Below are 18,990 nucleotides of genomic sequence, written 5' to 3'. Positions count from 1 at the left end.
CGGAGGATCACATGCCACGAGGCACTCCCCGTGATTCGCTGACTCCGCTGACCCTGGCCAATCTCGACCGCGTGCGCGTCGAGGAGGTCTTCCGCCTCGGCGCGCTGCGCGACGGCGTGCGCTTCGCGACCACCGCGATCCGGCTTCCCCTGCTGGGCCAGGTGCTGCCGCGGGTGGAACTCGTGATCAGCGGGCCGGACTTCCAGAAGAAGATCACGGTACGGGTGAACCAGTCGTCCCCGTTCGTGTTCGACGGCGCGCGCCTGCGCGCCTCGCTCAACGGCGCTGAACGGGAGGTCGCCTGCGAGCAGTTCGTCGACGACGACCGGGCGCCCACCGGCATGTACAACTTCGGGCTGCTGCGGGAGAACGGCACCCGCAGCTTCGTCTTCGACTACCACACCTACTGCGCCTACTCCTGCGACTTCTGCTTCAAGGAGAGCGAATGGGAGGTGCTGGCCGTCCAGGGCACCCGGACCGGCACCTACCAGGCCAACTTCGACAAGTGCCTGGAGTACGTGCGCGACCACGCCACCGACTTCCACACCAAGTACGACATCGTGTGGCTGTGCACCGGCAGCATCACCAACGAGGACCTCGAACTCGACCGGCACCGCCGGATGGCGCGGGCGCTGCGCGAGGCCGGCTACCGGGAAGGCGTCTACGTCTCGCAGGTGATCCCGCCGAGCCTCATCGGTGACCACGCCCGGCGGATCGAGTACCTGACCGCACTGCGCGAGTCGGGCGTGTCCCGGTTCAACAGCGGTATCGAGGTGGTGCGGCCGGACTACCGGCGCCGGCTCATCCACGGCTACAAATCCGGCATCACCTTCGAGGACTACGTCGACGTCTTCACCGACGCGGTCGAGGTGTTCGGCGTGCACAACGTGGGCAGCTGCCTGCTGGCCGGCATCGAACCGGCCGAGGACACCCTGCGCGGCCTGCGGACGATCGCCGAGCTCGGCGTGGTCCCCTCGCCCACGGTGTTCACCGCGTTCGTGGTCAAGCAGCAGCAGATCCCGTTCGTCTACGACCTCGACGGCCTGATCGACGTGCACGTCCGGTTCAACGAGATCATCGACGAGTTCAAGCTCCCGGTGTTCTCGGGGGTGTTCAGCCTTGCCTGACACCCGCCGCGGCGCGCGGCTGCGGCTGCCGCCGGGCCAGGCCGCGGAGGTGGCCCGGTGGTCGGCGGCCGGCGCGTCCGGCGCCTACGGCGGCGACCGGCCGGCCGGGGAGCCCGCCGAGGCGGCCGTCCCGGAGTGGCCGGCCGGCCTGGTTCCGGAGGTGGCCGCGGCGGCGGCGCGCTTCGGCCGGGACCTCGGCGCGGCGGGCGTGCTGCGCGTCGCCGGGGTGGCGGTCCCGGCCGGCCTCCCGCCGACCCCCGGCCGCCCGTACGTGGAGGTGCGCCGTCCGGTCGGCACCGAGCGGCTGCTGCTGGCGCTGGCCGGCCTGGCCGGCGAGGTGATCTCCTTCGCCGACTGGCACGGCGGCGACCGGGTGCAGAACCTGTACCCGCTGCCCGACCAGGCGACCGGGCAGAGCGCGAGCAACGCGGTCCACCTGGAGATGCACACCGAGACGGCGTTCCGGCCGAACACCCCCGACGGGGTGATCCTGCTGTGCCTGCGCCCGGACCAGGAGGCGCGGACCCTGGTGTGCGACCTGCTGGACCTGTGGCCGCGGTTCGACGAGGCCACCCGGCGCGCGCTGGCCGAGCCGGCCTTCGCCTTCCGGCTGCCCGGCGGCACGACGACCGAGCCGAAACCGGTGGTGACCCGGTGGCGCGACCGGCCGCGCTTCAACTACGCCGACGCCCTGTGCGCCACCGGACCCGGTCACGACGCCGCGCTGCGGACCCTGCGCGAGGCCATCGCGGCGGAGGCGGCCACCGTGACCCTGCGGGCCGGCGACCTGCTGTTCATCGACAACGTGCACGTGGTGCACGGCCGGACCGGCTACCGGCCGCGCTACGACGGCACCGACCGCTGGCTGCAGCGCTGCCTGATCCGGGCCGCTCCGGTGGGGGCGAGGTGACGGATACCGCGCCGCCGGTCCGGCTCGGGCTCGCCTGCACCGGCTGGATCGCCGACTGGGCGATCCACCGGCCGATCCGCGACGGCTCGCCCGCCGTGGTGGCGTTCGCGGCCTCCCGGGACGCCGCGCGGGCCCGCCGCTACGCCCGCGCCTGGTCCGTTCCGGCGGCCGGCGGCTGGGCCGACCTGCTCGCCCGCGACGACGTCGACGCGGTCTACCTGGCCACGCCCAACGCGACGCACCTGCCGCTCGCCCTGGACGCGGTGCGGGCCGGCAAGCACGTGCTGTGCGAGAAGCCGCTCGGCCGCGACCCCGCGCTGGTCGCCGCGCTGCTCGCCGAGGCGCGCCGGCGGCGGGTGATCGTCCGCGAGGCGTTCCACTACCGCGCGCATCCCGCCGTCGCCGCCGCCCTGGCGGCGGTGCGGGACGGGGCGGTCGGCGCCGTCCGCCGGATCGACGTCCGGTTCGGCTGGCGGCTGGAGCGGCCGGGCGACATCCGGCTGTCGGCGGCGCTGGACGGCGGCGCGGTGATGGACGTCGGCTGCTACGGCGTCGACCTGGTGCGGCACCTCACCGCGGCCCCGGTGGAGGTGACCGGCGCCCGCGCGGAGATCGGCCGGACCGGGGTGGACCTGACCGGGGTGGTGGCGCTGCGGTCCGGCCCGGTGCGGGCCCGGCTGTGGGCCTCGCTGCGGGCGGCCGGCCCGGTGTGCGCCGCCCGGGTCACCGGCAGCCGCGGCACCCTCGGCCTGCGCGCGCCCTTCCTGCCGGTGCTGCCGGGCGGCGCCGCACCGGTCCGGCGGTTCGCCGCCCGGTGGAGCCCGCGCGCCGGCGCCCCGGACCCGGTGCCCGGATCCGACACCTCCTACCGGTACCAGCTGGACGCGTTCGCCCGCGACGTGGCGGCCGGCCGGTGGGAGGCCGACGACGGCATCACCGACCGGGCCCGGGCGCTCGCCCAGGTCCGTGCACGGATCACAGGAGAAAGATGAGCAACCTCTGCGACGTGGGCGTCGACCCCCGCTGCTGGTATCCCGCCTGCCGTACCGACGAGCTGCGCCCCGGACAGGCCATCGAGGTGCGCTTCCTCGGCCGCTCCTACGTCGTCTTCCGCGACCGGGCCGGCGCGGCGCACTGCCTGGACAACGCCTGCGCGCACCGCCGGGTGGCCCTGCACGAGGGGGAGGTGCGCGACTGCCGCATCGTGTGCCCCTACCACGGCTGGGAGTTCGGCCCGGACGGCGCGCTGGAGCGCATCCCGTACTGGGAGGAAGACGAGGAGCTGCCCCGGCTGCGGGTGCGCGGCTTCCCGGTCACCGAGCGCAGCGGCCTGGTGTGGTTCGTGCCCGAGCCGGTGGACCCGCTGCCGCCGCCACCGCCGGACACCTCGGCCTGGGACGACGGCGGCGAATGGTTCTCCTTCCGCCAGGACCGGGTGTTCCACAACCACTACGGCATCGGCCTGATCAACGGGATGGACTACACCCACTTCCACCTGCACCGCAAGTACCAGCCGTGGTCGCGGCTGCGGCTGCTCGGCCTGACCGCCGACGACGGCCGGGTCTCCGGCTCCTACGAGGTGACCAGCGGGCGGGGGCGGGCCGAGCGCGTGCTGCGGCTGCTGCTCGGCGCCGACCGGGCCGCGCCCACGGTCAGCCACCCGCTGGAGGTGCACTACGACTACCCCCACCACCAGGCCGTCCTCGGCGACGGCATGGTGGTGTGGGTCTTCTTCCGGCCGGAGGAACGCGACCGGGTCACCGTCTACATCACCCTGTACATCCGGGCCCGGCGCGGCACCCGGCGGCTGCGCCAGGTCGCCGAGCCGTTCTTCCGCCGCCTGGTGCTCGCCCGCATCCAGGAGCAGGACGCCTGGATCGGCGTGCGCGAGCAGGTCGCCTGGGAGAGCCGGCCTGACGAGCCGCGCTGCGAGCTCAACCCGGTGTCGGCCGCGGCCGAGCGCCTGCTGCGCGCCCGCTGGCAGTCCTACGCCCGGCAGGCCGGGCCGCCCGCCGGGCGATGGCCCGCCGCCCGCCTGCCCGGACCGGACCGGCGTACCGCGTCGCTCGGGGTGGAGCCCGCGTCGCTCGGTGCGGAGCCCGCGTCGCTTGGGGCGGGGCCCGATGAGAACGCCTGACCGGCGGACCGCCGGCGACGGCGCGGCCATCCACGCCCAGGCCCTGTCCAAGGCCTACGGCTCCGGCCGGGGACAGGTGGCGGCCGTCCAGGACGTCAGCCTGAAGGTCGGCGAGGCGGAGTTCCTGGCGATCCTCGGCCCGTCGGGCTGCGGCAAGACCACGCTGCTGCGCATGGTGGCCGGGCTGGAACGGCCCACCACCGGCACGGTCACCTGCTGGGGCGGGCCGCCGGCCGCGCTGGCCCGGCAGCACCGGATCGGCATGGTGTTCCAGGACCCGGCGCTGCTGCCCTGGGCGTCGCTGCGGCGCAACGTGGAGTTCGTCTACCGGGTGGCCGGGCGCCGCCCGGACTCCGACCGCGTCGAGCAGGCTCTGGAGCTGGTCGGCCTGGCCGGGCTGGCGCACCTGCGCCCCCACCAGGCGTCCGGCGGGATGCGCCAGCGGACCGCTCTGGCGCGGGCCCTGGTCATGGAGCCGTCGCTGCTGTTGATGGACGAGCCGTTCGGCGCGCTGGACGCCATCACCCGGCGCCGGCTCAACGGGGAGCTGGAGCGCATCTGGAGCGCGGTCCGGCCGGCCACCATCCTGGTCACCCATTCGGTGGAGGAGGCGGTGCTGCTCGCCGACCGGGTCGTGGTCATGTCCGGCCGGCCGGCCACCATCGTCCGGGAGATCACCGTGCCGCTGCCGCGGCCGCGGCCCGCGCCCGCCGACGACGCGCTGCGGGACGCGGTCCGCGAGTGCCTGGAGGCGCTCGATGGCTAGCCCCCCGCCGCGGCGCGCCGCCGCGGGGCCCGCCCTGATCCCGGCCCTGCTGCCCGCCCTGTTCCCGGCCGCCGCGCTGCTCGCCGGGCACCGGCCGGAGCCCGGCTGGGCCGGCGAGGTGGCCGCCGTGCTGACCGGGCGCTGGGAACTGCTGGCCGGCGCGGCGGGCGTCACCCTGCGCGCGTCCGCGGCCGGCCTGCTGGCCGGAACGGTGCTCGCGGTGGTGGCCGCCTGGACGGCGCGCGCCGCCGCCGGCACCCGCGTCCCCCTGCAGCACCTCATGCTCGTCTGCTACGCCGTCCCGCTGGTGGCGGTGGGGCCGCTGCTGACCGCTGCGCTGGACCGGGCGGCGATCCCGGTGATCGCCGCGGCGATCAGCGTGGCGCTGCCGGTCTTCTCGGCCGCCGAGGCCGGGCTGGGCGCGGTGCCCGGCCGGCTGCGCGACCTGCTCGCCGTGCACGGCGCCGGGCGCCGGCGCGCCCTGCTCCTGCTGGAGGCACCGGGCGCGTTCCCCTACCTGATCGACGGCGTCCGGTTCGCGGTGCCGGGCGCGCTGCTCGGCGCGCTGATCGGCGAGTGGTTCGGCGCCGAGCGCGGCCTCGGCGTGCTGCTGGTGTCCGGGCTGCGCGAAGGGCAGGACGGCCTGGTGGGAGCGGTGAGCGTGCTGGTGGTGGCGGTCTCCTCGCTGGTGTACGCGGTGTTCACCCGCTGGGCGCGGGCGGTGCGCCGCCGGCGCGGGATGACGGGACGCCGGACATGACCGGTGTCCGGCGGCTGCTCGGCTACCTCCTGCTGCTCGGCGTGCTGGCCCTGACCTGGGTCGCGGTCCGGGCCGGCGGCGCGGTGCCCGCCCTGCTGGTGCCCGATCCGGGACGGGTGGCACGCAGCCTGGTCACCAAGGTCCTGCTGGATCCGGCCGCCCTCGGTCTGACCGTGGTGCGCGCCACGGCCGGCACGGCGCTCGGCCTGGCCTTCGGCACCGCGCTCGCCCTGGCCGCCCACCTGCTGCCGATCCTGGAGCCGTTGACCCGGGCCGGCGGCATGATCATGCGGTGCGTGCCGGTGCTCGCGCTCAGCCCGCTGATCGCGACGCTGTTCGGCTACGGCGGTCCCGCGGCGCTGGCCACCGCCACCATGATGAGCTTCTTCCCGGCATTCGCCCTGGTCGGCGCGGCGCTGGGCCAGGTGCCGCCGGCCCTGGCCGACGTCATCAGGGTCGGCGGCGGCGGCCGGGGCGTCGTCCTGCGTCACGTCTCGGTCCCGGTGGCCCTGCCGGAGTTGGTACAGGCGGCCAAGCTCACCTCGTGTGTCGGCGTCCTGGCCGCGCTCACCGCGGAGTTCCTCACCGCCAACGACGGCCTCGGCGCACTGCTGGCCCGATCGCAGGGACTGCTGGACACCGCGACGGTGTGGGCGATCCTGCTCACCTCGCTGGCCACCTCGCTGCTGGCGTACGAGGTGCTGGACCTGGCCGAGCGCCGCACCCGCGACCGTCTCTCCCTGCACAAGAACTGAACGCACGAGAACGAGAAAAAGGATGGCACCAAGGGTGGAACAACTGACCCGGCGCGGTTTCCTCCGCACCACCACGGCTCTCGGCGGGCTCGGCGCCGCGGGAGTGCTCGCCGCCTGCGCCGCCGCGCCCGGCGGCGACCGGCCGGCCGGCAGCACGCCGGTACGGACCCAATTGTCCTGGCTGAAGTCGGTCACCTTCGCCGGCTTCTACATCGCCGAGGACCAGGGCTACTTCGCCAAGGAGAAGCTCTCGGCCCCGTTGCTGGCCGGCGGGCCGAACGTCCCCGACACCGCGAGCGTCGTCACCGCGGGCGGCGCCGACGTGGCGCTGCTGGACTTCGCCGCGCTGCTCAAGGCGCGCGAGAACGAGGCCGACCTGGTCGCCATCGGCGCGGTGTTCCAGGAGACCCCGGGCGGCTTCGTCAGCCTGGCCGAACGCCCGGTCCGCACCGCCGCCGACCTGGTCGGCCGGCGCATCGGCCTGTCGCCGGGGGCCGAGGTGCTGGTGGAGGCGATCCTGAAGGTCAACGGGCTGCCGAACAAGTACGAACGGGTCCCGGTGGGGGCCGGCACCGCGGCGCTCACCAAGGGGGACTGCGATGTCATGGCGTGTTATGTCACCGCCCAGCCGCTGGCGCTGGAACAGCAGGGCGTGAAGGTGGTCAGCGTGACCCAGGGCAGGCTCGGGCTGCCGGACTACGCGCTCGTCATGGCGGTCCGCCGGGCCGACCTGCGGGCGGACCGCGCGCGGTTCGTCCGCTACCTGCGGGCCGTGGTCCGCGGCTACCAGCACGACCTGCGCGACCCGGCCCTCGGCGTCCGGCTCACCCTCGACAAGTACGGCAAGGATCTCGGGCTCGACCCGGCGGCCGTCCGGCGGGAGAACGAGGTGCAGGCCGACCTCATCCGCGGCACCCAGGACGCCGAGCGCGGTCTGTGCGCCATCGACCCCGCGCACCTGTCCGGCCCGGTCTACGCCGGGCTCCGCGCCCGGGGGATCACCTCGCTGCCTCCCGTCTCGGAGCTGGTGGACACCGGCGTGCTGCGCGAGGCGATCAGTGGCTGAGCGGCCGCGGCCGGACGTCTCGGTCATCATCCCCACCTACAACCGCGCCCGGGAGCTGGCCCGCACGCTGCGCACCCTGGCCTGCCAGGACCTGCCGCCGGACCGCTACGAGGTGATCGTCGCCGACGACGGCTCCACGGACGACACCCGCGCCGTCGTGGCGGCCCAGGACGAGGCGTTCGAGATCGGCTACGTCCACCAGGAGGACGACGGCTTCCGGGCCGGGCAGGCGCGCAACCTCGGCGCGGCCCGGGCCGCCGGGCGGATCCTGGTCTTCCTGGACAGCGGGACCCTCGCCACCCGCGGCCTGCTCTCGGCGCACCTGGCGGCGCACCGGGACGCCGGCCAGGCGGTGATCGGCTACATGTTCGGCTACGACCACGACCTGGCCGGCCGGATCGGGCCGGGCGACCTCGACCGCGACCCCGACGAGCTGGCCGGCCGGCTGCTGGAGTCGGGCCGCCATCTCGACATGCGGGAACCCACCTACCGCGAGCTCGGCGACGACCTGACCCGGTACGCCGCGCCGTGGATCTTCTTCTGGACCGGCAACGTGTCCGTCGGAGCCGACGAGTTCCGCTCGGTCGGCGGCTTCGACCCCGATTTCGTCGGCTGGAGCGGTGAGGACGTGGAGCTGGGCCGCCGCCTGTACGAGAAAGGGCTGGCGTTCCGGCTGGCCCGGGCGGCGGCGATCGTGGAGATCCCGCACGAGCGCGACCTTGCGGCGCTGCGGCCCAGCTATGAGGCGCACGCGTTGCTGCTGCTGAAGAAGCATGTCGACCCGGTCGTCGAGGTGTCGACCGTCTGCTGGGCGCACGAGTTGCACCCCCGGCTGGCCGAGCTGCGCGCGGCGACGCCGCGGCGGCTGGCCCTGGCCCGCGCCCGCGTCGGCCCGCCGGGCGGCGCGCCGGCCGGGCCACCGGCCGGGGCGCCGGGCACGGTGCTGTTCGGCGCCGACTGCCTGCCCGGCACCGGTGGCGCGGTCTGCCTGGAGCCCGATCCCGGCCTCGCCCGGCACGTCCGCCGGCACGCCGCCGGCACCGAGGTGCTCCCGCTGTACGGCATGCGCACGCTGTTCGACGCCGGGACGTTCGAGCGGGCCGAGCTCGCGGCGTCGCTGCGGGCCTATCCCCGCTGGGCCGTCGGCCTGCTGGAGCGGGAGGCGGCGCGGATCGCCCGGGACGTCTGGTGGCGGCCCGGCGGGCCGGACTCCGGCCCCGCCGGGGGCGACCATGCGTGACGCCGCGGCCGGCCCGCGCGTCAGCGTGGCGGTGATGTACCACCCGGACCGGGCGGACCGGATCCCCCGGCTGGCCGAGGCGTGCCGGCCGCTGCGGCCGGTCCCGGTGCCGGACCCCGATCCCGGTTCCTTCCCCAGCCCGCTGCGCACCGCGAAACGGGCCTGGCAGGCCTACGACCCGGCGGCCACCCATCACCTGGTGCTGCAGGACGACGTGCTGCCGGTGCCCGGGTTCGCCGGGCACCTGCTGGCCGCGGTCGATGCCCGGCCCGACGACGTGCTCGCCCTCTACACGCACTGGAACTCCCCCTACAACTCCTACGCGGTCCGGCAGGCCGCGGCGGCCGGTGCCGCCTGGGCACGGCTGGTGCCGGGGGAGTGGGCGCCCGCGCAGGGCCTGCTGCTGCCGGTGAAGCTGGCCGCGGACCTGGCCGGTTACCTGGCGGCCGTCCCGGACGAGGTCCGCGACGACGACACGGTGATCGAGCTGTTCCTGCGGGAACATGACCGGTGCGTGCTGGCCACCGTCCCGCACCTTTTGGACCACGACGAGACGGGCAGCGTCGCGGGCAACGACGCGCACGGGGTGCGGCGCGCCACCGTGTTCCTGCCCGGTGCCGAGCTGCGGCCCGAGCGCTGGCGGGCGGCGCCGCCCGCCGACAAGGGGGCCGTGATGCGCGCCGCCGGCGCGTCCGGCTGGGACTTCTCGGTGACGTTCGCCTTCTCGACGTGCTTTGTGGGTTTCCTGCGCCCGGCGGGCGGAGAGTGCGTGCGGCACCCGTTCGGCCGGTGGAGCGACTGGTGCGGCGTGCTCGGGCTCACCCGGCAGGAGGTGCTCGGCGGGCCGGACCGCCCCGCCGCTCCGGTGCTCGACCCGGCGGCCGTCGCGGAGTCGCGGGCCGCGGTGGAGCTGCGGGCGGCCGCCTACCTGCTCGGCCTGGACGCCGGCCGCACCGGCCACCCGGACCCCGCCCCCACCGGGCACCCGGACGGCGGCAGCACCGGCCACTCGGATGCCGGCGGGCCGGACGCGGGCGCGCTCACCGGGCCGTTGCGGCGGGCGGCCGTCGCCGGCTGGGTCGGTTCGGGGCTGCTGCCCGCCGACCACGCGGCGCTGACCCCGGCCGGCCGGGACGTGCTGATCGACCTCGGCGTCGCCGCGCTGGAGCGAGGTTTGGCGGCCGGCCGGCGGCGCGGCACCGCGCCGCCGAGCAGCTGGTACGAGGCGGCCGATGCCGCACCGGACGGCGCCGCACCGGACGGTGCCGGCCCGGATCTGGCAGACCTCGTCCGGGCACTGGCCGGACGGGAGGCCGCGGTGTTCCAGCGGACCACCTGCCACCCGCCGCCGCTCGACGTTGTGGTGGAGACCTGCCCGGCGTGCGGGGCCGGCGCGGGCGCCGGCGCGGCGTACCTGCGGACGGTGGAGTTCGGCGAGACGCGGGCCGGCCCGTCGCACGGAGCGCACCCGTCCGGCGGCGCCTGGCTTCGGATGCTGGGCTGCGAGGCGCTGCCGGTGCACGCCCTCACCATGATCGCGGATCTGCGCGAGCGGCGGCCGCTGCTGACCGGCGAGTTCGTCACCCGGGCGGCGTTCCTGGCCGGCCAGGGGTTCCGGCTGGACCGGCTGGATCCGGCGGACGCCCTGCACGCGGTGGACGCCGCCGAGTCGCGCTCCGATCCGCGGGCCGGGGCGGTGGGCGGCGTGCCCATCCGGGTGCTGCCGGTGTGCACCGGCCCGAACCCGTGGGCGGCCGGGACGGCCGGCGGGGTGGCCGGCGCCGGGCCGCTCGGCCCGCACGCCAACGGCCCCGGCTGGACCGAGATCACCCGCGCCTACACCGCGCATCGCGACCGGCTGGTGGCCGACCGGCTCACCGAGCTCACCCAGGCCGGCCCGGCCGCGGGAGAGCGGCTGGACGCCCGCCGGTTGGCCCGCCCGTGGTGATCGGGCCGTGATGCTGGAGCCGTGCCGATCGGGCCGTGGGATCAGGGCCGTGCCTGCCGGGCCGTGCCTGCCGGGCCGTGCGGTGCCGTGCGGTGCCGTGCGGTGCGGTGCGGTGCGGTGCGGCCCGAGGGTCCGGGAATCCGGGTGGTGGCGGCCGGACCCGGTCACGCGGTCAGCCGGTCGCGGTGACCAGGTAGGCGACGCCCAGCAGGATCGCGACCGGGATCAGCCACATCACGACCTCGATCGCGAACTCCTTGTTCATGCCACTTCCTCCTGGGATCACGGTGACCGGTACGGACCGGGATGCAGCCTAACGGGTCCCTGGTGCAAGGGTGGTTTGCGCCGTTCCCCGGGCCGCTCGCCCGCGAACCCGGCCGGTGCTCAGCCGGGGAACAGGTGCGCGTTGGCGGCGCGGGCCGGCGCGGCCAGCTCGGGGAGTTCGACGACCTCGACGCCGGCCGCGCGCAGCGACTCGGCTCCGGTGCAGTCGGCGAACAGGTCGGGCTCCCGCCAGGCGAGCACCACCCGGCGCAGGCCGGCGTCGATGATCAGCCGGGCGCAGCCGCGCGGGCGGGAGGCCCGGGTGGTGCACGGCTCCAGCGAGGTGTAGATCGTCGCGGTGGCCAGCCGGGGATCGGCCGGCGTGATCTTGGCCAGCGCGGCCTCCTCGGCGTGTTCGCGCGGGTCGCTCTCGCGGGAGTGGCCGGTGGCCAGCACCTGGCCGCCGGCCGTGACGATCAGCGCGCCCACGGCGTACGCGGTGGTGGAGACCGGGCAGCGGCGGGCCAGCGCGACCGCCTCGGCCAGATATCGCCGGTCGGCCGCCGGGTCGCCGGGCACACCCGGCACGGCCGGGTCCTCCCGGGCCTCCAGAAGATCACGGTCCTCTGGGATGTCATGGTCACCCCGAAGATCGCGGTCCTCTGGGATGTCATGGTCACCCCGAAGATCGCGGCGCTCTGGGATGTCGCGGTCGCCGGGGATGTCGCGGCTCTGGCGGCTCGCCGGGTTCTGCCGGATCTCCGGGATGTCACGGAACTCCGGCGCCTGCGGCGTCTCGGGCGTCTCGGGCGTCTCGGGCGATCCGCCGGCGCGCGGGCCGGTCACCGGGCGTCCTGCGCGGCGCCGGCGGCCGGGCGGTCCGGCGCGGCCGGCGGGACCAGGTAGCGCAGCAGGACCACGTCGCCGATCGGGCGGGCCTCGGCCAGCCGCAGCCGGTCCTGCGGCCCGTACCGGAAGGCGCCGGCGCCGACGAAGCGCGGCGCGGCCGGGTCGCCGACGAAGAACGGGGCGACCACCAGGTGCAACTCGTCCACCAGGCCGGCGGTGAGGAACAGGGTGTGCACCGCGGTGCCGCCTTCGACCATCAGCCGGCCCACCCCGCGCCCGGCGAGATCGGCGAGCACGCCGGGCAGGTCGATCGGGTCGCCGGCGTCCACGACGGTGGCCACGCCCGCCAGGCGCTCCCGGGCCGCCGGGGCCGCCGGGCCGCGGGCGTAGACGAGTTTCTCGACGTCGCCGAGGGTGAAGAAGCGCCGGCCGGGATCGAGGTCGCCGCCGGCGGTCAGCGTGACCTTGCGCGGCGTCTCGGGCAGGCCGCGCCGCGCCCGGGCCGCCCGGCGCTCGGGGGAGCGGACGACCAGCCGGGGGTCGTCGGCGCGGACGGTGCCCGCCCCGACCAGGATCGCGTCGCAGCCGGCCCGCACCTCGTCGACCCGGTCGAAGTCGGCCGCGTTGGACAGCGCCAGCGGGCCGCTCGCACGGTCGTCGATGAAGCCGTCGATCGACATGGCGGCCGACAGCAGGACGTACGGGCGCTCGGCCACCGGCAGGACCTCCTCAGGCGGACTCCTGCCATCATGCCGCACCCGGCCGCCACCCCGGCCGTCCCGGGCGAGCCGGCGGGGGCGGTGTCAGCGCCCGGCGGTGACCGGTGGGTGGCCGGCCGGGCGCGCGGGGCGGTGCCGTCTCAGGCGGCGGCGGGGAGCATGCGGCCGATCCAGACCTGGACCAGGCGGATGACGATGGCCTCGACCAGCATGACGGCGGCCTTGGCGAGCACGGAAGCAAAGAAGCTGGACATTGGAACCTCACGAAGGGGGAGCTGTGCCTGTTTTATACAGGATTAGTGTCGTTCGTGACTAGATGTCCAGATGTCGGGGACGGCTCGGTGAACACCTGGTGAACGTCGTCTTCCCCCGGGGACAGCCACCGGCCGGCCAGCGCGGCGAGCGTGCCGCTGCCCAGACCGATCGTCCAGCCCACCGGGCCCACCGGGCGGCAGCCGAAGACCTGGCTGACGCCGGGCGCGGAGACCGCGGCCACCAGGCAGCCCAGCGAGATCGACGCCGCGACGATCACCGTCCGGTCCCGCCCGCCGACCAGCAGCGTCTGCACCAGCTGGGCGGAGACCAGTCCGATCAGCCCGACGGTGTCCGCCCGCCGCTCGCTGCCGGTCAGCCGCGCGAAGATCCAGGCGCCGGTGGCCGCCGCCGCCGTCGTGGCGGCGCGCGTGTAGATGTCCCGGGTCAGCGCCGCGCCCAACGACGCCTCCGGCCCCTCGTTCAGCAGCTTCTCCGGGCTGGTCGCGGCCGGCGGGCGCACCGCGATCGCCAGCGCGGGCACCATGTCGGTCAGCAGGTTGACCAGTAGCAGCTGCCGGGCGTTCAGCGTGTTGTGCCCGGTGAGCAGGTTCGACCCGACGGTGAAGGCGATCTCGCCGAGATTGCCGCCCAGCAGGACGCCGAGCGCGTCGCGTACCGAACTCCACATCGCCCGGCCCTCCACGATGGCCTCGACGATCGTCTCGATGCGGTCGTCGGTCACCACCACGTCGGCCGCCGCCCGGGCGGCCGGGGTGGCGTGGCTGCCGAGCGCCACGCCGACGTCGGCCAGCCGGATCGCCGGGGCGTCGTTGGCGCCGTCCCCGGTCACCGCCACCACCTTGCCGGCCTTCTGCAGGCCGGCCACGATGCGCGCCTTGTGCGCCGGGCTCACCCGGGCGAAGACCGACACCTGCGGCAGGACCCCGGCCAGCGCCTCGTCGTCGATCCGGTCCAGCTCCGGGCCGGTCATGATCCGCAGGCCGTTCAGCACGCCCAGCTCGGCGCCGATGGCCTCGGCCGTGCTCGGATGGTCCCCGGTGATCATCACGACCCGTACCCCGGCCCGGACCAGGCGGCCGACGCTGCGCGCGGCGGTCGGCCGCACCGGGTCGGCCAGCGCCAGGAAACCGAGGAAGGTCAGGTCCGCCACCCGTGCCTCGTCCAGCTCCTGGCGGGCGGAGGCGGCCCGCTCGGCCACCGCCAGCACCCGATACCCCTGCTGGGCGAGCTGGTCGACCTCCTTGCCCAGGCTCTGCACCGCCTCCTCGTCCACCGGCATCACCACGCCGTCGCTCAGCATGCCCGTGCACCGGGTGATCACCACCTCCGGCGCCCCCTTGACGCTGAGGAGCAGCCCGCCGTCCGGCCCGCCGGTCCGGCCGAGCACCGCGTGATACCCCCGGGCCGGCTCGAACGGCAACTCGGCGATCCGCTCCCACCCGGCGAGCCCTTCGGCGGGCGTCACCCGGGCCCGCTCGGCCCCCTCCAGTACCGCCCGGTCGGTGAGATGCGGGATCACCCGCTCGCCGTCCGGCTGCGGCCCGGCCCGCAGCGCGGCGGCGAGGATCGCCCGGCAGCCGGCCGGCAGCGCGTCCACCGGATGGTCGACCCGCCCGTCGGAGACCCGCCGCAGCGTGATGCGTCCCTCGGTGAGGGTTCCGGTCTTGTCGAAGCACAGCACGTCCACCCGGCCGAGCGCCTCGATGGTGGACGGGTTGCGCACCAGCGTCTCCCGGGTGGACAGCCGCCGGGCCGCGGCCAGCTCGGCCACGGTGGCGATGAACGGCAGCCCTTCGGGGACCGCGGCCACCGCCAGGCTGACCGCCGGGGCGAGCGCGGTGGCCAGCGGCGAGCGGCGCAGCAGGCTGGTCAGCAGCAGCAGCATCCCCGACCCGATCGCGACCGGCATGATCTGCCGGCTCAGCGCGCGCAGCCGCAACTCCACCCCGGTGGGCGGGGCGACCACCCGCTTCCCCTGCTCGGCGGTGCGCCCGGCCTCGGTCGCGGTGCCGGTGGCCACCACCACCGCCAGGCAGAACCCCGCCGCCACCGTCGTGCCCTGGTACACCATGGAGCCGCGGTCGGCCACCGCCGGCGCGGCGGTCGGGGCCGGCGACTTGGCGACCAGGCCGGACTCCCCGGTGAGCGTCGACTCGTCCACCTCCAGGTTGCGCGCCTTGATCACCCGGCAGTCGGCGGGGACCGCGTCCCCGGCGCGCAGCTCGATGACGTCGCCGCGTACCAGGTCGTCCGCGGTCGCCGGGCACGGCCCGTCCGGCCGGCGCAGCCGGACCGGGACGGCGGTGATGTCCGCGAGCCGGGTGAGCGCCCGGTCGGCGCCCTGGCGCTGCACCCCGCCGATCAGCCCGTTGACCAGCATCACGCCGGCGATGAGCACGGCGTCCAGCGCCGAGCCGATGGCCGCCGAGACCCCGGCGGCGGCGCCCAGCACCGGGGTGAGCGGATTGGCCAGCTCCTCGGCGGTCGCCCGCAGCAGCGACGGCGGCCCCGGCGCCTCCCGGCGGCGGCGGTCCGCGGTCCGGCGGCGGGCCGCCTCGGCCGCCGGCAGTCCGGCCGGGCTGGACGACACGCGCTCCAGCACGTCCTGCGCCGGCAGCGCGTGCCAGGGCGTGCCGTCGTCGAGGTGCGGCATGGTGTCGCGGCCGAGGTCGCGGCCGGACCACACCCCGGCGGCCAGCGCGACCATGGAGATGAAGTCGCCGGCCAGCTGCACGCGACGCACCGAGCCCGCGGCCGGGCCGAGCAGGCTCACCGTCCCGGCCAGCGCGGCGCCGCCCGCCGACACCTTCATGCCGCGCCGGCTCGCCTTGCGGGCCGGCCCCAGGCAGGCGAGTGTCAGGTAGGCGGCCTCCGGCCCGCCGACGACGTCGGCGTCCCACGGCGGCCGGCCGGGCCGCAGCAGCACGCCGATGCCGAGGTCGGCCTCGCGCAGCCCTCGGCGCGGGCGGTCGGCGACCAGCACGACGCCGTGGCCGGCCGCCTGCAGGGCCCGGACCGTGGCCGGCAGCCGGGTGCCGCCGCCGACCGGCGCCCCGGTGCCGAGCCGCCAGGCCAGCGTGGGGTCGCCGCCGGCGACCAGGACCCGGCAGGTGCGGCCCGCCGCCTCCACCAGCGCCTCGGCGTACGACCGCAACCGGGGGACCAGTCCGGCGTACGCCACCGGCGTGCCGCGGAACGTCACCACGAACGGCCGGACCCCCTGCTCCGGCCAGTGCGCGGCCTGGTCGGGGACCATCTCCCGCGGCTCGGCGGCCCACCCGTCCTGGACGCGCCGGCCGGCCGCGTCCCCGCCTTCCAGCAACGCGTAGACGCGCGCGTGCAGTTCGTCGGGGTCGATCGAGGTGGCGGCCGGCAGCGGGACCACCTCGTGCACCGTCCAGGAGTCGGCGGTCAGCGTCTCGGCGTCGAAGACGACCGTGTCCAGCCGGTCCATGGACCGCATCGCGTCGCGGTCCAGCACCAGCCCGCCGCGGTGGGCCACCGCCCGGCCGGCCGCGCTGACGAAGGCGTCCCGGCCGAGCCGGGCGGCCTTCGGGGTGCCCGCGATCAGGGTGGCCAGTGCCCGCTCCTGGTCCCGGCTGAGCAGCGCGGTCACCCCGTAGGAGGCCAGGGCGGCGATGCTCACGCTGTCGGCGTACCGCTCGATCGGCCCGTAGGGCAGCGGCACCGGACGTGGCGCGGCGGCCGCGCGGATGTACCGGTAGGCGCCCCGCCGGGCGGCGAAGTCCTCCTCGCGGGCCCGCCAGGCCTGGTGGCCGGCCACCGCCTCGGCGAGCCGGCCGGCGGCGGCCAGCGAGTCGATGAACAGCGCGAACGGCCGCAGGGCCAGGGTCTGGGCGGCGTAGCGGGTGGTGGCGAAGAACACGTCGGCGCCGGGCCGGCCGATGCGGCGTTCCAGCTCGTGCCGCACCCGCGGGGTCGACTCGGCCAGCTGCAGCAGCGCGGGCAGCGCGGCCGGGGCCCTGGTCAGCTGGAACGCCTGGCCGGCCGCGGTCAGGCCCACCCCGATGATGCCGGCGCCAAGCTCGACCAGGGCGCGGGCCCGATTCTCCTTGGCGTGCCGGGAGGTGCGGTTGCCGGCCTCATGCTCGGCGTCACACTCCTCCACGGCCGCGACCAGCGCGCCGGTGTCCACCTCGGCCCGGTCGCAGCCCACGTACACGAAGCCGAGCGCGCCGTTCACCTCGGCCCGGGCGACGCCCGGCAGGCCGCGGAGCCGCTCCTCCAGCGCGCGGGCCCGGCGTTCGGTGCCCGGGCCGCCGATGTTCCGCAGCTCGACGCGCAGCCCGCCCGCGCAGTCGTGCACCTGGCGCGGGCAGGGCAGCAGGCCGCGCACGGCCTCCGGCAGCAGGGACGTCAGCGCTGCGGCCGGGCCTCTCAGATCAGGCAGCGGGAACACGAACGCCTCCGATGGACCGGGTGCCTACATGCCGATCAGGCCGCCTCCCCTCGCGCGGCCTGATCGTTCGCCGGTAAGTCTCCCCAGGTCAGGAGCTTGTCTACCCCTCCATGCCGTGTCCGGACTTTTCCGTGGAGTTCGCCGGTGCCATCATCGGGCGCGGCGGGACCGCCGGGAAGGCCTGGACCGGCCGCATGGCGGGCGGCGGAGCGGGGCGGCCGGCGGCCGCGGAACCGGCGGCGGCCGGCATGCGCTGGGCGGGGGCGGCGGTGGCCGGCACCCGCGGGGCGGCGGCGGTGCCCCGCCCGGCCGTACCGGCGGCGGTGCGCCTTGCGGTGGTGGTGGTCCGCCCCGTGGTGGCCCGCGCGCCGGTGGCCCGTCCGGTGGTGGCGCGCGCGGTGGTGGTCCGTCCGGTGGTGGCGCGCGCGGTCGTGCCGGCCGTCCGCCTGGCCGTGGTGCCGGTGGTGCCGGTGGCGCGCTTGGCCGCGGTCGCGGGCCGCTTGGTGGCGGTGGTGCGCTTGGCGGTGGTGGCGCGCGCGGTGGTGGTCCGTCCGGTGGTGGCGCGCGCGGTCGTGCCGGCCGTCCGCCTAGCCGTGGTCCCGGTGGTGCCGGTGGCGCGTTTCGCCGCGGTCGCGGGCCGCTTGGCGGCGGTGGCGCGCTTGGCGGTGGTGGCGCGCTTGGCGGTGGTGGCCGATCGCCTGGCGGTGGTGGCGGTCCGTCCGGTGGTGGCGCGCGCGGGCGTGCTGGTGGTCCGCCTGGCGGTGGTGCCGGTCGTCCGCCTGGCGGTGGTGCCGGTCGTCCGCCTGGCCGTGGTGCCGGTCGTCCGCCTGGTCGTGGTGCCGGTGGTGGCGCGTTTCGCCGTGGTCGCGGGCCGCTTGGCGGCGGTGGCGCGCTTGGCGGTGGTGCCGCCGGACGTGCTCCGCGACGTCGCCGGCCTGGTCGTGCGCGCGGTCGCCGGCTTCGCGGCCGTCCTGGACGTGCGGGCCGCCGCCGTCCGGCCGGTCGTGCGGGCGGCCGTGGTCGTCCGCTTGGCAGCGGTGGTGGTCCGCTTGGTACCGGTGGCCGCGCGCGACGTACCGGAGGCCGTGCGCGACGTCCCGGTGGCGGCGCGCGCGGTGCCGGTGGCCCGCGTCGCCCGGGCGGCGGCCGTCCGCGCGGTGCGCCGGGCCGCGGTACGGGTGGCGGTGCCGCCGGCCCGGGCGGCTCCGGCCAGCTGGGCGGCGACCTGGGACATCGCCGGGCCGGCCGCCGCCCGCCCGCCGTTGCGGGCGCGCTGGGCGATCAGGGTGCCGACCCCGATCGCGGCCGCCACCGGCCACTCCACCAATCCGAGCGCCGCGAGCATGCCGAGGGCTCCGTAGTAGGCGATGCGCTCCGTCGGTGGCAGGAAGGTGCGGGCCGTCTCCACCGCCCGCTCGATCTCCTGCGTTCGGGACTGCCGTGCGCGCGGCATGTGGAACAGGTGCGGCATCGCCATTCGCGGCAGATGCGGGCGGTGAACGTGCAGGCTGGCGACGGGCGTGTCGAGCGTGATCAGATCGCCGTCGGAAGCAGCTGCCGACCGGGTGCGGTCGCGGGTCGAACGCGACGTCTGCGTCACGGCCATTGCCCCTCCTCAAGGTGGGTGTCCAAATCGTGATTTCACCCTTTGCCCAGGTCAGGGGTGTTGGGTAGGGCCTTTCGTCCCGTCAAAAAGGTGCTGGCGCCCGGGTTCGCGCCGCGTCCGGGCGACCGGCGGCCGCGGCTGTCGTCA

The 18,990-nt window shown here is 76.3% G+C and carries 14 protein-coding genes; 11 read left to right on the top strand and 3 right to left on the bottom strand.

The features are described from left to right. The first annotated feature begins 11 nt into the window (after window positions 1-11). The 10 genes from Sru01_RS14030 to Sru01_RS13985 are packed head-to-tail and all read left to right on the top strand — an operon-like array spanning window position 12 to window position 10,709. Complete coding sequence (locus Sru01_RS14030) at window positions 12-1,127, top strand: radical SAM protein (RefSeq protein ID WP_203984843.1); 1,116 nt, start codon at window positions 12-14, stop codon at window positions 1,125-1,127. Further along, the gene (locus Sru01_RS14025) at window positions 1,120-2,037 is read left to right on the top strand and encodes a TauD/TfdA family dioxygenase (protein ID WP_203984842.1); all 918 of its coding nucleotides are present in this window, start codon (window positions 1,120-1,122) and stop codon (window positions 2,035-2,037) included. Before Sru01_RS14030 ends, Sru01_RS14025 begins: the two co-directional genes overlap by 8 nt. After that, the gene (locus Sru01_RS14020) at window positions 2,034-3,029 is read left to right on the top strand and encodes a Gfo/Idh/MocA family protein (RefSeq protein ID WP_203984840.1); all 996 of its coding nucleotides are present in this window, start codon (window positions 2,034-2,036) and stop codon (window positions 3,027-3,029) included. Before Sru01_RS14025 ends, Sru01_RS14020 begins: the two co-directional genes overlap by 4 nt. Continuing rightward, window positions 3,026-4,174, top strand: coding sequence for a Rieske 2Fe-2S domain-containing protein (locus Sru01_RS14015; RefSeq protein ID WP_203984838.1), 1,149 nt, complete (start codon window positions 3,026-3,028; stop codon window positions 4,172-4,174). Before Sru01_RS14020 ends, Sru01_RS14015 begins: the two co-directional genes overlap by 4 nt. Further along, window positions 4,161-4,940: an ABC transporter ATP-binding protein gene (locus Sru01_RS14010; protein ID WP_203984837.1), complete on the top strand. Its 780-nt coding sequence runs from the start codon at window positions 4,161-4,163 to the stop codon at window positions 4,938-4,940. Before Sru01_RS14015 ends, Sru01_RS14010 begins: the two co-directional genes overlap by 14 nt. Next, a complete protein-coding gene (locus Sru01_RS14005; protein ID WP_203984836.1) occupies window positions 4,933-5,700 on the top strand; it encodes an ABC transporter permease subunit in 768 nt (255 codons plus the stop codon). The genes Sru01_RS14010 and Sru01_RS14005 overlap by 8 nt, the downstream gene beginning before the upstream one ends. After that, window positions 5,697-6,455, top strand: coding sequence for an ABC transporter permease (locus Sru01_RS14000; protein ID WP_203984835.1), 759 nt, complete (start codon window positions 5,697-5,699; stop codon window positions 6,453-6,455). Before Sru01_RS14005 ends, Sru01_RS14000 begins: the two co-directional genes overlap by 4 nt. Before the next feature lie 34 nt (window positions 6,456-6,489). After that, window positions 6,490-7,521: an ABC transporter substrate-binding protein gene (locus Sru01_RS13995; protein WP_203984834.1), complete on the top strand. Its 1,032-nt coding sequence runs from the start codon at window positions 6,490-6,492 to the stop codon at window positions 7,519-7,521. Next, window positions 7,514-8,761, top strand: coding sequence for a glycosyltransferase (locus Sru01_RS13990; protein WP_203984833.1), 1,248 nt, complete (start codon window positions 7,514-7,516; stop codon window positions 8,759-8,761). The genes Sru01_RS13995 and Sru01_RS13990 overlap by 8 nt, the downstream gene beginning before the upstream one ends. After that, entirely contained in the window at window positions 8,754-10,709 is a 1,956-nt protein-coding gene (locus Sru01_RS13985; RefSeq protein WP_203984832.1) for a hypothetical protein, read from the top strand. Before Sru01_RS13990 ends, Sru01_RS13985 begins: the two co-directional genes overlap by 8 nt. 384 nt (window positions 10,710-11,093) lie before the next feature. On the opposite strand, the gene Sru01_RS36460 is transcribed toward Sru01_RS13985, so the two are convergent. The 3 genes from Sru01_RS36460 to Sru01_RS13970 all read right to left on the bottom strand — a co-directional run bounded on the left by Sru01_RS36460 (window position 11,094) and on the right by Sru01_RS13970 (window position 17,237). Further along, window positions 11,094-11,819, bottom strand: coding sequence for a deaminase (locus Sru01_RS36460; protein ID WP_307812019.1), 726 nt, complete (start codon window positions 11,817-11,819; stop codon window positions 11,094-11,096). Next, entirely contained in the window at window positions 11,816-12,538 is a 723-nt protein-coding gene (locus tag Sru01_RS13975) for a RibD family protein (protein WP_203984830.1), read from the bottom strand. The genes Sru01_RS36460 and Sru01_RS13975 overlap by 4 nt, the downstream gene beginning before the upstream one ends. 289 nt (window positions 12,539-12,827) lie before the next feature. After that, a complete protein-coding gene (locus Sru01_RS13970) occupies window positions 12,828-17,237 on the bottom strand; it encodes a cation-translocating P-type ATPase (protein ID WP_203984828.1) in 4,410 nt (1,469 codons plus the stop codon). 131 nt (window positions 17,238-17,368) lie between these two features. On the opposite strand from Sru01_RS13970, the gene Sru01_RS13965 reads away from it, so the two are divergent. Next, window positions 17,369-18,598 carry a hypothetical protein gene (locus Sru01_RS13965; protein ID WP_203984826.1) on the top strand — a complete coding sequence of 410 codons (1,230 nt, stop codon included), beginning with the start codon at window positions 17,369-17,371 and terminating at the stop codon, window positions 18,596-18,598. Window positions 18,599-18,990: the final 392 nt, after the last annotated feature.

It is taken from the genome of Sphaerisporangium rufum, assembly GCF_016863395.1.
GTDB classification, from domain to species: Bacteria; Actinomycetota; Actinomycetes; order Streptosporangiales; family Streptosporangiaceae; genus Sphaerisporangium; species Sphaerisporangium rufum.
This window is presented reverse-complemented; position numbering and strand designations above follow the sequence as displayed.